Annotated in this window: 12 protein-coding genes; 2 read left to right on the top strand and 10 right to left on the bottom strand. The window is 38.6% G+C overall.

The annotated features are described in order from the left end of the window. From BM291_RS19215 to BM291_RS19235, 5 genes are all read right to left on the bottom strand, one after another. Positions 1-1,057 (bottom strand): right-handed parallel beta-helix repeat-containing protein (locus tag BM291_RS19215; protein ID WP_139229145.1); only part of this gene is annotated, 1,057 nt, incomplete at its 3' end. Positions 1,058-1,248: 191 nt separating this feature from the next. Then, entirely contained in the window at positions 1,249-1,980 is a 732-nt protein-coding gene (locus BM291_RS19220; protein ID WP_092900701.1) for a hypothetical protein, read from the bottom strand. A 163-nt stretch (positions 1,981-2,143) separates the two neighbouring features. Continuing rightward, positions 2,144-2,752, bottom strand: a complete 609-nt coding sequence (locus BM291_RS19225) for a hypothetical protein (RefSeq protein WP_092900704.1) — start codon at positions 2,750-2,752, stop codon at positions 2,144-2,146. 203 nt (positions 2,753-2,955) lie between these two features. After that, entirely contained in the window at positions 2,956-4,476 is a 1,521-nt protein-coding gene (locus BM291_RS19230) for a histidine kinase (protein WP_092900707.1), read from the bottom strand. Between the two features lie 6 nt (positions 4,477-4,482). Beyond that, the gene (locus BM291_RS19235) at positions 4,483-5,202 is read right to left on the bottom strand and encodes a LytR/AlgR family response regulator transcription factor (RefSeq protein WP_245786921.1); all 720 of its coding nucleotides are present in this window, start codon (positions 5,200-5,202) and stop codon (positions 4,483-4,485) included. Positions 5,203-5,453: 251 nt separating this feature from the next. Between BM291_RS19235 and BM291_RS19240 the strand changes: the two genes are divergently transcribed. Then, on the top strand, positions 5,454-9,443 hold the full coding sequence (locus BM291_RS19240; RefSeq protein ID WP_092900713.1) for a hybrid sensor histidine kinase/response regulator transcription factor: 3,990 nt from the start codon (positions 5,454-5,456) through the stop codon (positions 9,441-9,443). Between the two features lie 51 nt (positions 9,444-9,494). On the opposite strand, the gene rfbB is transcribed toward BM291_RS19240, so the two are convergent. From rfbB to BM291_RS19260, 4 genes are all read right to left on the bottom strand, one after another. Beyond that, positions 9,495-10,550 carry a dTDP-glucose 4,6-dehydratase gene (rfbB, locus tag BM291_RS19245; RefSeq protein ID WP_092900716.1) on the bottom strand — a complete coding sequence of 352 codons (1,056 nt, stop codon included), beginning with the start codon at positions 10,548-10,550 and terminating at the stop codon, positions 9,495-9,497. A 1-nt stretch (position 10,551) separates the two neighbouring features. Next, complete coding sequence (locus BM291_RS19250) at positions 10,552-11,604, bottom strand: NAD-dependent epimerase (protein ID WP_092900719.1); 1,053 nt, start codon at positions 11,602-11,604, stop codon at positions 10,552-10,554. A 151-nt stretch (positions 11,605-11,755) separates the two neighbouring features. Further along, a complete protein-coding gene (locus BM291_RS19255; protein ID WP_092900722.1) occupies positions 11,756-12,922 on the bottom strand; it encodes a glycosyltransferase family 4 protein in 1,167 nt (388 codons plus the stop codon). 88 nt (positions 12,923-13,010) lie between these two features. Next, positions 13,011-13,955 carry a hypothetical protein gene (locus BM291_RS19260; RefSeq protein ID WP_139229146.1) on the bottom strand — a complete coding sequence of 315 codons (945 nt, stop codon included), beginning with the start codon at positions 13,953-13,955 and terminating at the stop codon, positions 13,011-13,013. 384 nt (positions 13,956-14,339) lie between these two features. Here BM291_RS19260 and proC point away from each other — a divergent pair, with 384 nt between their 5' ends. Next, positions 14,340-15,140: a pyrroline-5-carboxylate reductase gene (gene proC / locus BM291_RS19265; RefSeq protein WP_092900729.1), complete on the top strand. Its 801-nt coding sequence runs from the start codon at positions 14,340-14,342 to the stop codon at positions 15,138-15,140. Between the two features lie 285 nt (positions 15,141-15,425). On the opposite strand, the gene BM291_RS19270 is transcribed toward proC, so the two are convergent. Next, positions 15,426-16,523 (bottom strand): TlpA disulfide reductase family protein, encoded by a 1,098-nt coding sequence (locus tag BM291_RS19270; RefSeq protein ID WP_245786920.1) that lies wholly within the window; start codon positions 16,521-16,523, stop codon positions 15,426-15,428. Between the last annotated feature and the right edge of the window lies 1 nt (position 16,524).

The following is a 16,524-nucleotide window of genomic DNA, read 5'->3' on the forward strand; positions in this document are numbered from 1 at the left end:
TATTCGACTTGAAGATGTTGTTCTGGACTTTGTTTCCCGCAGTACCCGAACCACTGTAGTAAAAAGCACTTGCCCCACCAGTCGTATTGACATTGTTATGATAAAAACCCTGATACTGGTTGGATGCAAAGTATACCGAATAACTCCCTGCCTTCGAATGGATATGGTTGTTGGCAACTAATCCAGGGGAACCTGAGATTGCAGTACAGCTTGTCATATACAAACCGTACTGGTTTGCCCCCTCAATCCGATTACCCGTAAACCTAGACGCTCCCTCGACCTCGTCCAAAAAGACTCCGTCCGAAAACACATAGGAAGATGCCAACAAGGTCACCCGGTTGTCGGTGACTTGGGCTTCAAACAAATTACTTATTTGGATTCCACGGTAAAACTGAATCAAAACTTGATTCTGCTCAAATACAAATCCCAAAGCTCTTGTTCCGCCTGAACCATTCGTGCCTTGATAAAAAATCCCTGTAGAGCCACCAATAATTTTGTTGTTTATAAATCGAATGCCTGAAGAAGTTGAGGCGGTAATAATCACATTCCCTCTATCAGTACTCGTGCTATTAGCCTGAGGTGATTCAAAAATACATGCCTGAAACAATAGATTATTCAGTGTCAATTGCCCTCTTACCGTACGAGCATATGTGGTACCTGTAGCTTTTATTTTCAAATCCTTAAAAATTAAATGTGATGCTCCTTCTAGGGAAACCACATAATTTCCAGCGGAAGAACTTGCCTCATAGCTTAATTGAACTAGTTCAGGATCGGAATTCAGAGATTGAAAAGTAATTGTATTTGTAATTGAAGCACCAGTAATTACACCAATCACAAGTTGCTCATTGTATACACCATCAGCTATATTGAATACCACGGGACCAGAAACGCCATTAGTGTTTAGCGCATTCACTGCTCCTGTAAAACTCACATAATCCCCAGATGGGCCAATCGTATAATTTCCTGTGAGTGATTGGGCAAAAACTCCAATGGGGCTGAATGCCCAAATGAATAGCGCCACAAAAACGGTTTTAGAGATGCTGGAAAAGTTTATCATAAATTGAAATTCAGGTGTTTGATCTAATTAGATTTCATCCCAAAAGGGAATTTTCCTCTAAAACCAAATTTCAATTTCTATGTCCAGAAAGGATGGTACGTATGTATCAAAGAATTACACGCATGTAACAAATTCAAAAAAATAAAGCCTGAATAGCTATTCAGGCTTATAATACCCCATTCCCTCTGTTTCTATTTCACAGCAATCCATAAGAGATCTTCTGGTAAGGTTTCCAATCTGGTCATGGACATTTTAGATGCAAAGACTTTTCCTGAGGAAGCAGTGAAAACTTCATCTATCCCATGGCGAATAATATTCCAACCAGGCTGCAGTTCTAAATCAATACTGGTGAAATCCTCATATTTTTCCTCACCACTTCCAGTGTACGTATCTAACTTGCAATCTCCTTTCGCCTTTGCAGGCCCTTCCAGAAAATAAAACTCTAAATAATAACCAAGACTAGCATTTTCGTCACGATAGCTGAAAAGCCACTTGGCAATATCTGCACTACTGCTTGCATACAAAATCCCATTGCTAGGATTTCCCATTTCGTCCATAAGCGTTAATTCTGGAAGTCCTGAAACTACAATTTCACCACCCTCAGTTGGCACTTCTTCAAATGGACATGCAAATACTTCTGATACTGTAGGAAAGCTTAGCACAAATCCAGACGGTGAGTTTTCCCGGGCCTCATCAGCCATTTCTTTCGCTTTTACTAGAAAATCACCCTCCAAAAAAATAGTGAAATCCCCATCTTCATTGACCTCTCCCCATTGTTTGCTGATAGCAGAAAATCTATCAAATGACTCAATTTTGGAAAGGCCACTACTATAATTGGAAATTCGCCCACTAAGCTCCTGTTGGGCAAGTACCATCTGCGTTTGAAACAAAAATGCACCTATAATAATGGATTTGATTTTCATAGTTTTAAATGGTTAAGTGTTGAAAATTATAAATAGCTAATCAAAAATCTTGTTGCATGCCGAAGAAGAAACAACTTTAACAAGCCGAGACAAAAGCACTGAAAATAAAACCTTTACTTGAACCTAATGCTGAAGAAATAGTAACTAATCCTGCAAAATCCGCTTAATACATTTCCTTCATTACTTCACTTACAAACTCCCACAACTCATCCATTTGAATCAGGTGGCCTTTAAACCTAAAATGAAATCGCTCTCCTATCACATATTCGATTTCTGAGCTATGTTCTAAAGAATTATATTTCTCCCAAACTCGAATCTTCTCTCGTTCATAAATCCTGGAATATCCTGTCTCCAATTGCTCTTCATATTCCAAACTCAATTTTTGATTAATCGACTTGAGCATAACAGCGCCCGTTGCTCCTGCCCCATCCAATACCTCCAATGAGATTTGTTGCTCTTCCTTTCCACTTTCTCTATAGGTAGCAATAGCACCACTCATTTGCATTCCTAGTTTGTGCCCGACTATTAATTTCCATTGGTCCATTTTTCCAATTTTCTCTGGAATCCAATTTTTAAGCTGATCATTGCTCATAGGAATCTGTACTTCCAGACCCTTCGAGGTGTCTTCCAACTTTCCATCTATAGAATCTGGAGAGAAAGAATCTGATGAATTGGCGCTCAGGAATTGACTCTCTTTTGATATGGTATTTTTTTCCTTCCCACAAGAAATAAAGAGGAAGAGACTTAAGAAAAAATAGCTGATTTGTTTCATTGACCAATAGAACTAACCGGTTGAAGCTGAAATTTCTCCAAAAAAGATCATCTAGTAATCCCTTGAAAAAAACTGCAAAACTTTAAAAACCGTTATTATTTTTATTTAATCAAAGCTAATTCCCTAAATAGAAATTGGATCAAAGCCATGTATCAAAGAGTAGCACTGAGGTAACAATTCAAAATTTCTCCCCCTTACCTAACTTACTTTTTAAGGTGAAATCTTACTTCTGTCCCCCTTTGAGCTGGGTTTTCATCGAGATCGATGATTTCAAAAAAGTAATTGAGTTTTTCACTTTGATTAAAAAACTTGAGTCGATCTGAGGAGAGAGAAATACCGATGGATTGCTTTTGGATGGTTTGATTTGCTTTCATTTTCATGGCCTCTGCTCTTCCAATTCCATTGTCTTGTATGGAGACCACCACTCCTTCCTCATCTGTGGACACTTTAATTAAAATGGATTTAACTCCCTTTTTGCGCATCAATCCATGCCATACTGCATTTTCCAAAAATGGCTGAAAAACCAATGGCGGCACTTTGATATCTCGAAGACTAACGCCCCGTTCTACATCAATGCTAAAATCTATTCCATCCTCAAACCTAATCGCTTCAAGGCTGAGGTAAAGCTTAGCTATGTCTAACTCTTCTCCTAGAGAAATTTTAAATTCCCTAGAACTCTCCAGAACCATACGGATAAGCTTTGCAAACTTGTTGAGGTACAGAACGGCATTCTCCTTATCACTTTCGATTAGAAATACCTTGATTGAATTAAGTGCATTGAAGATGAAGTGAGGATTCATCTGGCTCCTTAGTGATTGCAGGTGAAGTAAGGTAATTTGCTTCTCATAGTCCAAACTCAACTTGACCACTCGTTGCTCCGCGGCATCTGCTTCCAAAAATGATATTTGACTTTCCTTGAGTTTCAATTCATTCTGAAGGTTTTGATTTAAAGCATCCCGGAGGTCTTCATTTTCCTGAAGTTTTGTTACCAATTCAGTTTTAATTACAAATTTCTCCTCATACACCTCCCGTTGCTTGATAGCAAGAGCATAAGTGTACAAGTAATTTTCTGCCAATACGGCCAAATAATAGATGTATTGGTATTTGTTGGTAATCGAGGCATCTTTTCCAAAAGTCAGAAAAGCAAAAATGAAGGTAGCTATACCAAGAATCAAGAAACCTGCAAGAATGAAAAACCTTACCTTCTCCCCCGTTTTGACAGTGAGATACACACCATAGATTAGCAAAACCAAGGTACAAGGCATGAATACCGTGATATAATACCCGCGCATCATATCATACCCATCCCATACATATCTCCCTAAAACCAAGACTCCAAAAATAGAGCTGGTGACCACTGCATAATAGGTAAAGAAGCTGGTAAACTTTGGGTAATGCTTTCTGAAATTGAGAATCTCGATGAGGAAAAAGGAAAATATCAGGTAGCTGGCAAATTGAATAGGAAAATTCAAATGGATAAAAAGCTCGTAAAACTCGGTATAAAGACTTTCTGTAAATACCCCCTTTACGCGTTGAATCAGATTGATAGCATTGATCAAAGCATATAAACTGTAAAACAGATAGAACTTCTCCTTGCTTTTAAGGAACAGAACAAAGTGATATAGTGAGAGGTAAAAAAGCACACTAGTCACCGCCCAGCCCAAACCATTAAAATTGCTATTTTCGAGCACTTCGATTAACGGGTATTTTTCAAAAAAATCCATTAGCGCTTATTTCAGTGATTCAGTAAATCCAGCTTTTTTAAGCCTAGAGACAGGAAGAGAAATCCCATCGATCAGCTTTACTTTCCCTGTTGATTTTTCATAGGCTTTCACCATTCCCAGGTTGATCAAAAAGGAATGATGTATTCTATAAAATTTGTACTTGGAAAATAGATTATCCAATAATTTCAATCTTTTAGAAACCAAAACTTTTCCCCCATTTAGGGTATGGATATAAGAATAACTCCCTTCACTCTCGCAGTAAATCACCTCATCTGGATCAAGAACAAGCAGTTGATCATCCATATTGATGACTATTTTCTCCTTTTCCAGCGCAGTGTTGTTAGAAGCGGAGTTGATTGATTTGTTGTTTAGTTTAGTATGAATTCTTTTCAACAAACTTTCTAAATCAGCCTGATCAACTGGCTTGAGCAAGTAATCAAAAGCACTTTCTCGGATGGCCTGAATGGCATGCTCGGCATGAGCAGTCACAAAAATCACTTCAAAACTGCGATTGGGAAAATGCCCCAAAAATTTGAACCCATCCAAATCAGGCATCTCTATATCTAAAAAAATACAATCTGGCCGAAGCGTTTCCAATTCTTGCAGGGCTTGTTCAGCTTCTCCAAATTTACCAACCACTTCTACCAATTCCCCCAGCTGTTTCAATTCCCACTCAAGGGAAATGATTGCTTTAGGCTCATCATCTATTATCACCACACGAATCATAAATTCCACATAGTTTCTTTCATCGTTAAGGCCACGTTAAGCAAAGTCATCAGGTAAAATATTGAATACTTTCCAAATTCCAGACTAGCCCCACTAGTTTAAGACAAAAAACTCTCAATCCGCCTTTAAATTCTTCCAAGCTAACTTCTTTGATTTCAGGGTTTTTCTACCAGATATGAAGTATTCACTACATCCCGCAGGCTCACCCCTATTTATCAGTTACTTGAAGCAAGCTAACCAGTATTTTTATCATGCCATTCACCAGCAAAATCACTTCTATACACTCACTTTTCGCTCTCGTAATCATCCTTTGCGCAACTGTGCAGGCTTTTTCCCAAAACAACCTTTCCTTTCGTCAGCTCTCAGTCAATGACGGGCTTTCTCAAAACTCTGCTGTCTCTGTGACTCAGGATCAAGAAGGATTTCTTTGGATAGCTACTCAGGAAGGGCTGAATCGCTACGATGGAAGAGATTTTGTAGTTTTTGATAAAAAGTTTCTTGACATCACGGAGTCAACTCGTCTCTTGCTTGGGAAAGTATTTGCAGACAGCAAAAATCGACTTTGGATCATCCCTGAAAGTACAATTCCAGAGCTGTTTTACCGCGAAATTGATGCTTTTATTCCCATAGAAGGGATCGCTTCAGCTACGAGTATCATAGAGGATACCCAAGGAAAGATCTGGTTCGGATCACTTTCAGGGCAGCTATTTTTCTGGAATGAAGAAATAAAAAAAGCTGAAATGGCCTGGTCTGACCCAAATAAGGAAATTGTCCATCTCGCAAATTTTGATGAAGAGCATCTCATTTTGACCTTTAGTGACGAGGTGGTATTATGGAATAAAAACTCTGGAATATCAGGTCGATTGTGGAAACCTGAATCAGGGACTATACTCGCTGTTTCTATTCTTGATCCCAACGGAAGATTTTGGTTTGGAACATTGAATCAGGGACTTTGGACTAGCTCAGGGCAAGGCGAAAAAACTACTCCTATGAATTCATATTTGAATCTAACAGAGGATTCACAACAAGATGCCATGATTTTGGATTTGCTCATTGATTCCAAGCAACGGCTTTGGGTAGCTACTTATGGTAAAGGTGTCAAGCAAATCGATTTACTGGCTAAAAGCTTAAAGCCATTTTCAAATACCAAGCAGAACCCAAGGTCGATTCGCTATAATGACATCCTTACAATTTTTGAAGATTATACTGGAACACTTTGGTTTGGATCTGATGGTGCAGGTTTGAGCTTCTACGATGCCTATTTAGAAAAATTTAATTTTTTCCATAATCAGGAACTGCCTGAAAACATCAATATCGACGTGGTCAGAGCAATCTATGTAGATGAAAATGAAAATGTTTGGCTAGGAACTTCAGGAAAGGGATTAACCCGATTTAACCCTAAAACTAAAACCTGGAAAACTTTTATCCATGACCCAAGAGACCCTAACAGTCTGGGAAATAACCGGGTGATGAGCATCATGGGTGACAAAAAAGGCAAACTATGGATTGGCTATCAAGATGAGGGCTTAAGCATTATGGATCTTAAGTCAGAACAGTTCCAGCATTTCAATAAAGAGAGCAGTGTGAACCAACCGGCCGCCACTATCTGGCAAATTTTTCAAGACAGCAAAAATAGGTTTTGGCTTTGTACCAGAAATGATGGCTTGCTCTGGTTTGATCCCCAAAAAGGAGTTTTAAAGCAGTTTGTCCATGATACACTTCGTAAAAACAGTATCCCTGACAACAATATCCGTACGATGCTGGAAGATCCCTCAGGTAGATTCTGGATTGGAACTGAAAATCACGGAATAGCAAGATTGGATTTGACTACCGAACTATTTGAAACATCAATCCATGTACCCGAAGACGCAAATTCGATCAGCAGCAATAATATCAAATCTCTAAATCTAAAAAATGAGCAACTATGGATCGGGACCAACGGCGGTGGACTATACCGCATGGATCTCAAGACTGGTAAGGTTAACATCCTTACTACTGAGACAGGACTTTCTAATAATGTTATCTATTCAATTTTGGATGATCAGCATGGGAATCTATGGCTAAGTTCCAATAAGGGAATCACCAAAGTAGGTTTAAATGAAGATTTGGATGAGAATATTCAGATCACTAACTACTCTAATTACGATGGACTAGCTACTGAATTCAACACTGGAGCTTATTTCAAAAATAGCGACGGGACTCTCTATTTCGGAAGCTTAGATGGCTTTTATTGGTTTAATCCGGAAGATATTTCGCTGAATAAAACCCCTCCTAAGATTGCGATAACAGAACTTCTGGCCTTTGATCAAACAATACAACTAAGCCAAAATATCGAGTTGAATCACAATCAAAACACCCTCACTTTCAACATGGCAAGTTTGGTTTTCTCTTCTCCTGGTAAAAATCAATTTGAATACATGCTCGAAAACCATGATGAAAATTGGGTATCGAACGGTTATAACCATCAAGCTCGCTACACCAATCTCGCTCCTGGAAACTATCGTTTCTTGGTTCGGGCAAGTAATTATGATGGTATTTGGGCTGAAGAACCAGTGGCTTTGGAATTTAGGATTCTGAGTCCTTGGTATTTTAGTACGCTAGCCAAACTAGTCTATCTACTTCTTCTAATCATATTGGTAGTTAGGTTTTATCGATACTTCAAATGGAAATGGCAGATTCAATTTTCCCTCAAATCGAAGGAGCGGGAAACCAAAACGCTCAAGGAAATAGATGATTTCAAGACACAGCTTTTCACTAATATCTCCCACGAGTTCCGGACTCCACTTACGCTTATTTCTGGGCCTATTGATCGAATTATAAGTCAATCGGATAATCCTGTTATCAAATCTCAACTGAATCTGGTAAAAATCAATTCTCATCGATTACTTACCCTGGTGGATCAGCTTTTGGAAGTAACCAAAATAAAGGCAGGTAAAAATCAGTTAACTGTCCGAAAAGGGAATTTAGGATTACTACTACAATCTATCGTAGCCAATTATTTCTATCAAGCCTCAGAAAAAGGATTAAGCCTAACCACAAGTATCCCGCTTATGACAGAGGTGTGGTACGATTCCGATAAGGTGGAAAAAATTGTAAAAAACCTGATTCAAAACGCCATCAAATACGCCAAAAAGGATTCGGAAATTCAACTGGACTGCTCTATTTCTGATGGCAACTTTCACTTAATAATTCGAAATGAAAGCCTTGAAAAATACAGTCAAGAGGATTTGCTTCGATTTTTTCAAAGAGCTAACGAAAATAAAAAAGGATTTGGCTTGGGCTTGTCACTCATCAAAGAAATGATCCATCTCTATCATGGAAAAATCACTGGAAACTTTAAAGAATCTGGTTGGTTTGATGTATCAATAATTTTGCCTGTAGATAAATATGCCTTTCATCCCGATGAAGTGATCGATGAGGAAAGTGAGGAATTTGATCTACCTAGATTACCTATGTCTGACCTAAAAACGAGGGAACAACTTCCTCTAATCCTGATTGTAGAAGACAATAATAAAGTGCGGGAGTTTATAGTCAGAGAATTGAGCCCTTACTTTCAAACTTTGGAAGCCTCAAATGGCAAAGAAGGACTTTTTGTAGCCTTGAAAAAAATTCCTGAATTGATTATTTCTGATGTTATGATGCCAGAAATGGATGGTTTTGAATTTTGCAAAAAAGTGAAGTCCAGCGAACTAACCTCACACATCCCTGTAATCTTGCTCACGGCCAAGGCAGACGAAGAAAGCCAACTGGAAGGCATTAGAGCAGGCGCCGATGATTTCATCCTTAAGCCATTTAAAACCAACCAGCTGATTATTAGAATGGAAAAACTGATCGAGCTTAGAGCTCAGCTGAGAGAACGGTATTCTAATAGAAATTTCATCTCTCCAAAAGACATAGCGATTACATCAACTGACGAACGCTTCTTGGAAAAAATGCAAGATATCGTCAACAACGACCTCTCTGATAGCGACTTTACCGTGAGTGATTTCAGCAAAAAACTAGGAATGAGTAGAATGCAGCTTCATAGGAAATTAACCGCATTGACAGGACTTTCAACTACTGCCTACATCAGAGACCAAAGGCTGAGAATGGCACTGCAACTGCTAGAAAAATCCGGAGAAAACATTTCTGAAGTTGCCTATGCAGTAGGATTCAGCTCTCCCTCCTATTTTATCAAAACATTCAAAGAAACCTACGCTATGACTCCAGCTGAATATCAAGAAAACAAGTCAAAAAAATAAACCATGAGTTGGTCATGGTTTATTTTTAAATCTTTGGTGGTATTTAGCTTGTTAGCCTTTCCCGTATAGATTTGTGTAATACTCCTGATAGGCTCCAGAAGTAACACGATCAAGCCAATCTTGGTTAGTAAGATACCAATCAATAGTGATCTCTATCCCTTCCTCGAATTGCAAACTTGGTTCCCAGCCTAATTCCTGTTGAATCTTGGTAGCATCGATCGCATAGCGGAGATCATGTCCAGCACGGTCTTTCACATAGGTGATCAGTTTCTCAGATGTCCCAGCATCTCTACCAAGCTTCTGATCCATTTTGGCACATAGTAACTTTACAATGTCAATGTTTTTCCACTCATTGAAGCCACCGATATTATAGGTTTCACCTTCTTTTCCTTTATGAAAAACTATATCAATCGCTCTTGCATGGTCTTTCACAAATAGCCAATCCCGAACGTTCTCTCCTTTACCATAGACAGGCAGAGGCTTGTTGTTTTTGATATTGTGAATGCAAAGTGGAATCAGTTTCTCAGGAAAATGATTTGGTCCGTAATTATTTGAACAGTTTGAAATCACTGTTTTCATCTTATATGTATTGGCATAAGCCCTTACAAAATGATCAGAGGAAGCCTTAGATGCCGAATATGGTGATTGAGGGTCGTACGCTGTAGTTTCCAAAAAGAATCCTCCATCATGCAAAGAGCCATATACCTCATCCGTAGAAACGTGATAGAACAGGTGATCTGCAAGATTATCTTCCCAGAAAGTTTTTGCTGCATTCAGCAAGTTTACTGTTCCAAAGACATTGGTCTTCACGAATGCCAATGGATCAGTGATAGATCTATCCACATGCGACTCAGCCGCCAGATGAATTACATCTGTGATGGCATGCTTTTCAAAAATCGTTTTGAGGGCATCTTCATCTTGAATATCTGCTTTTTCAAAGATGTAATTTGAGGCACCTTCTACAGCTTTCAAATTCTCTAAATTACCAGCATAAGTCAATGCATCTAAATTGACGATTTTGTAATCAGGATATTTTTCAACGAATAATTGCACCACGTGGCTCCCTATAAAACCTGCTCCACCTGTAATTAAAATTGATTTGCTCATCTTATTTTTTGTAGTAGTCTAAATACCAATCAGTGAAGGATTTTACTCCTTGGTCTATTGGTGTATCTGGTTTGTAACCTGTATCTCGAACCAAATCAGAAACCTCCGCATGAGAAGCTGGCACATCACCAGGTTGCAGCGGAAGCATATTCATTTTAGCTTCTTTGCCTAATCCCTTTTCTACTGCATGGATATAATCCATCAATAAAACAGGAGAGGAATTTCCAATATTATAAACCTTGTATGGTGCCTTGGAACTTCCTGGATCAGGATTTTGAGAATCAAACTCAGCATTTGGACTTGCAGGTCTATCCGCTACTTTGATCACCCCTTTCACTATATCATCTATATAGGTGAAGTCACGCTTCATATTCCCATAGTTGAATACCTGAATTGGCTCGTCTTTCAAGATGGCTTCTGTAAACAGAAACAATGCCATATCTGGTCTTCCCCACGGTCCGTAAACGGTAAAAAATCTTAAACCAGTTGTTGGGATATTGAAAAGGTGGCTATAAGTATGAGCCATCAGTTCATTCGACTTTTTAGAAGCGGCATACAAACTGATAGGATGATCTACCGAATCTGAAGTGGAAAAAGGCATCTTTTCATTTGAGCCATACACAGAACTGGAAGAAGCATACACCAAATGCTTGACAGGATGAAAGCGGCAAGCCTCCAAAATATTCAAGTAAGCCACAATGTTGCTCTCGATATAAACTTCAGGGTGGGAAAGTGAATAACGAACTCCAGCTTGAGCAGCCAAATGAATAACTACATCAAATTTCTCCTGAGCAAAAAGATCTACTAATGGGTCTTTGACAGAAAGATCCAACTGAATGAATCTATACCCTGAAATAGTGTCTGATTGAACCATTTCACCCTTTTTCACATGATCTCTCTGAATACCCATATGCGCTAATCGAGCATATTTCAGATTGATATCGTAATAATCGTTGATAATATCCAGTCCAACGACTTCATCTCCTCGTTCCAAAAGTTGCTGCGCAACGTGAAATCCAATAAATCCGGCAGTTCCGGTAACCAGGTACTTCATGTGTTTTTAATTTGATTGATAAAGGTCACTACCTGTCCCGATTTATCGGGATGGAATCTCGCAAGGTTGATAATCATTCCAATGCATGACGCATTAGTTATGCTCGATTTCATAGGTAAAAATTCAAGTTTTAGCGATGGCCAAATATAAGTTATTCCGCGCTATCCTTCTCCTTCAAAACGAGTTGGTACTGAGCAAAAATTTCATTTTGAACTTGAATTCGTTCATAATTTTCACAAACCTCCTCATATAGCTTAGCGGCCAATTCTGCCATCTTATCGCGCTTTACGTAAGCAAACTCCATGGCCTCCTTAAGTATTTCTACATTTTTCACAGGGAAAATCAACCCGGTTTTCTGCTGTGAGATAACATCAGTATTACCAATGATATCAGAACAAATAATAGGTACTTCCATCGCTCCTGCCTCTAAAAGCACATTTGGAAAGCCTTCTCTATGTGAAGGGTGTACCAGCACATCTGCCAAAGCAAGGTAGTGCGCCACATGATCTGACCAATCTATCTGCACAATTCTAGGGTGATCGGTTATGATTTTTATTGTCTCCGGATCAAGAGGATTTAGATCTTGTTCGAAGCTTCCAAGAAGTACGAGCTTTGATTTCCCTACGATTTTCGAGCTTAAAAAAGCATCTACTAATTCTTGTATCCCTTTGTCTTTCACTAATCTGCCCACCGACAAAATAATAAAATCATCTTCACCAGGGAGTATTCGCATCGTAGCAGCTACCAGATGATTCTCCTTCAAAACTCCACGGTTGAATTTCTCTAGGTCAACACCGTTTGAGGAGCCTTTACCTATCACTGTGAGTTTCTCCGAAGGACAAAGGCTATTTTCAATTACAAAATTCTTTAAACCACTTGAATTTGGCCAAACGTGAGTTGCGTAGCTGTAGGTCAACTTCTCAATTTTTTCCAAAAGTCCTTTCTTTCCTCCTTCAGCCGCCATAAACGGAATTCCTGCAAGCGTATGGATTCTGACTTTGACTCCAGCGAATTTTGCAGCAATCATCCCCAACAATCCTGCTTTTGGGGTATGTGTATGCACAATATCAGGCTGCTCTTGTTTGATCAGCTGATATAGCCTCCACAGACATTTTAGATCTTGAAAAGGAGTGATTTTACGCGTAAATGGTATGACTTCATGCCGTGCACCTTCGGCGCGGACTACCTGAGGAATTTCTCTACCATCGGCACTTACCATCAGCACATCCCACCCCTGCTCCTTCATATACTTCATTTGCCCTGCAAGCAATAATTTCAGGGAAATAGGAACGGTGGTGATTCGAATAAGTTTTGGCATCAAAAAGGGATTCTATCTAAGGTGACGAAGGTAAGACTTTTGAGTCTTTTAACCCTGAAAAAATGCAAATGGTATTCCAGAACAAGTTTTATAGAATTTCTATCGTGCGGATTTCTACTTTGATTTTCTGATTGGATCCAAGATTCCTTATTTCTTTTGAAAAAATTGGCCATCCCCACCCATGAATCACAGACACATTTTCTACAGTATTGGTAGGCACTCCAATTTCTTCCATTACCTGCTCGATATCTGCTTCGGTAGCATTTGGCATCATAGTTTTCAATACCAATTCAGTTTCTGAAATCAATTGTTCAGAATTAGCTTCAGAAAATGATACTATTCTATAGTCATTATCTTCTATAAAAATCTCGTCCAATAAAACGTTCACCTGTGTTTCAAGCCTATTCTTCCCCAATACATTTGAAGAGTTTATTATCCCAGACAACTCTTCTCCAAGCTTATATTCACCACCATGAAAATTTAGAAATTGCAAAACATCCTTTATGCTCTGTGATTCAATAGAATTCTTACTTCTATAACTTGTGAAGGTCATATCTATCATCTCATTAATCTGAGGAATATTACCAAACATGGACTTAAGTGTATCGCCACCTTTTCTATAAAACTCACTTATATCCTCCCAGTTTGTCACTTGTTGAAAAGCACCATATTCATCAGTTCTAAAGCTCACTAATGAACCCTCCGAAATCGTCATCATCTTTTCCACCAAAGTTTGGTAAGCAGAATCCCTTTCTCCCAGATCTAGGTTAAAATCTCTATAAGTCCATGAAACCTCATAATTGGTCTCTGTGCTATCCAAAATCTTCATATCCACCACATAGTCTATTCTATTCCAATTACTCGTATCAAGCCCGATAACATCAAAAGACTCAAGAGTTATTTGGTAGGAATTCATTTCATTCATTTCCCAATAAGCAGTTGTTCGGACCGTAGAGTCTTCCATGTTAATTTGTGAATGCGCTAACTGAGAAATAATCAGCAATTGCATCAGCAATAATATTTTCTTCATCATAACCGTTCAAATAGGCTGCAAGAAAGCTATTATTCCTAATCAAACTATGACTTGTTTTTTCAATAGATAAAAAAATCATCCTTTTAGTTCAATAACCATTGATTAAGCTTTATTCAGAAACTAAAACCTAACTCTAATCAGAGTGTTTCTTTAATGTGCTTAGTAGCATGATCAAAAACGTAAGTTTATCTTCAAGCTTTAGCCAGCCTATAATCCTTGAGATCCTTAATACAAGCTAAAATGGCGGCAAACAATTATCGTAACCTGACTAAATATCAATTTGGAGCTGAATGATAAAACCTGCATAATATTTTATGATTTCGCACAGAAACAGCCTTTTTGTTTACCTTTAATCAACAAATCCAATCAATAATTATATTTTCTATGATTTCGAAAGTAAAAATAGCCATCATCGGCTGTGGTAATCTGGGAGCTTCCATTGCAAATGGTCTATTGGGACGTGCTGATTTTGATCCAAAGAATCTTACACTTACCAAGAGACACGTGGAAAGCCTGAGTGATTTTGCGGAAAAAGGCGTAAATGTCCAAAGTGACAATATCTCTGCAGCAGCTAATGCTGACATCATCATCTTGGGTGTAAAGCCCTATAACGTCGCTCCCATTCTAAACGAAATCAATCCTGCTCTTGATCCTAAAAAGCAAATCATTATTTCCTTAGCTACTGGAATTTCACTTGAAGAAATGTACCAGGTGATTGATCCTACTAGTATTGCATTTCGAGCAATGCCAAATATTGCAGCGGACATTCAGGAATCTGTGACCTGCGTATGCTCTCAAAATGCAAATGCAGACCAAGTCAACTTAGTGACTGAACTGTTTAATGGAATAGGGTTTACAATTCCTATCGACGAAAGTCTAATGGAGGCAGCAACTGTGTTGGGTGCCTGCGGAATTGCTTATGTATTGAGATTTATGAGAGCAATGATCCAAGGCGGAATTCAAATTGGATTTGACTCAGTCACAGCAAGCAAAATCGTAAATCAAACAGTCAAAGGTGCCGCTGAGCTTATGATCCAAAAGAACATACATCCTGAAGCTGCGATTGATAAGGTAACAACGCCAAAGGGTTGCACCATAGTAGGATTAAATGAAATGGAGCATCAGGGTTTCAGCTCTGCGATGGTAAGAGGAGTGATTGCCAGCTATGAAAAAATAGCTAAATAATTCATTTCTTAATGAAATGATAATTTTCACAGAATATTACCTCTATATCAGGGAAAATTAATATTAACTTAAATAAGAATAATTTAAAGGTTGTTTTTCTTTTGAATCTTTTCAGTAGATTTGTCTTGGGTGATAAACAACTTTTACTATTCCTTTTTCGGTGACTCGATTTTTAAAGGAAGGACTGTTTGGTACTTTTTCTTCCTTCCTTTCATATTTCTTATCCACAAAAAAGCCTTCTGAAAAAATCAGAAGGCTTTTTTGATGTACTAATCAAGGTTCCTATTAGTCAAAAATCTCTTGCAACTTAGCTCTAAGGCTAGGCCCGCGAAGATCTTTACCGATGATCTTTCCATCTGGATCAATCAGGTAAGTAGCTGGAATAGCAGAAATCTGATAAAGCTCTGCAGCAGCAGAGTTGAAATATTGCAAATCCGATACCTGAGGCCAAGTCAAGCCATCTTCTGCGATAGCATCAACCCAAGCCTCTTTGGTGCGATCAAGTGAAACGCCATAGATCTCGAATCCTTTATCTTTATATTCACTATAAAGCTTTACCACATTAGGATTCTCTTCGCGACAAGGCTTACACCAAGCAGCCCAGAAATCTATCATTACATATTTTCCACGCAAATCAGAAAGCTTTACCGTTTCACCAGCAGGATTTGGAAGCTCAATTTCTGGAGCGATTTGCCCCATTGAAAGCGCTCTCATATCATCCAACTGCTGCTTTAACTGAATGATTGTTTTTGTATCAGGATACTTCTCATCAAGCTTAGCTACCAAACTATCCATAAACTGAAATTCGTTCTTAGGATTCAATAACCCGATAGCTGCAAGGGAAGCAAAACTGTCTCCCATGCTGTTGATTACATTCTTCACCTCAGTGGACTGGTTACTTTCCAGCGCCATTGCATCAATCTGTATTTGCTTGATGGTTTCTGTATCATTATCACCCATAGCCTTGTAGTAGGCCTCATTGAGCTGATTTACTTTGGTTTGGTATGCTTCCATCAATTCCTCGATTTTCAGCATTTCCTGTGTATCCTTAGAACCCTCAATTACAAGGCTTTCCGGATTAGCAAAGTCATAATCCAATTTCACATCATCTTTGAACAGCGCTAAACGAACAAGCTTTTCTCCATAGAAATTTAATTCATAGAACGTAGGAGAATTCACATCAACTTCATAGCTGAACTTCCCCTTGTTATCCAACTGAAGCGTATCCAAAACTTTTGGACGGCTCTCGGTGAATTGTGATAATATCACTGCTCCTTCACGGGCATTTTCTATAGTTCCTGATATTTTGACTTTTCCATCGTTTGTTTGCTTTTCCTCACAGGAGAAAAATGATAAGAGCACAAGTAAAACGATTCCGTTCATT

This window comes from Algoriphagus aquimarinus, from assembly GCF_900112005.1.
In the GTDB taxonomy this organism is placed as follows: domain Bacteria; phylum Bacteroidota; class Bacteroidia; order Cytophagales; family Cyclobacteriaceae; genus Algoriphagus; species Algoriphagus aquimarinus.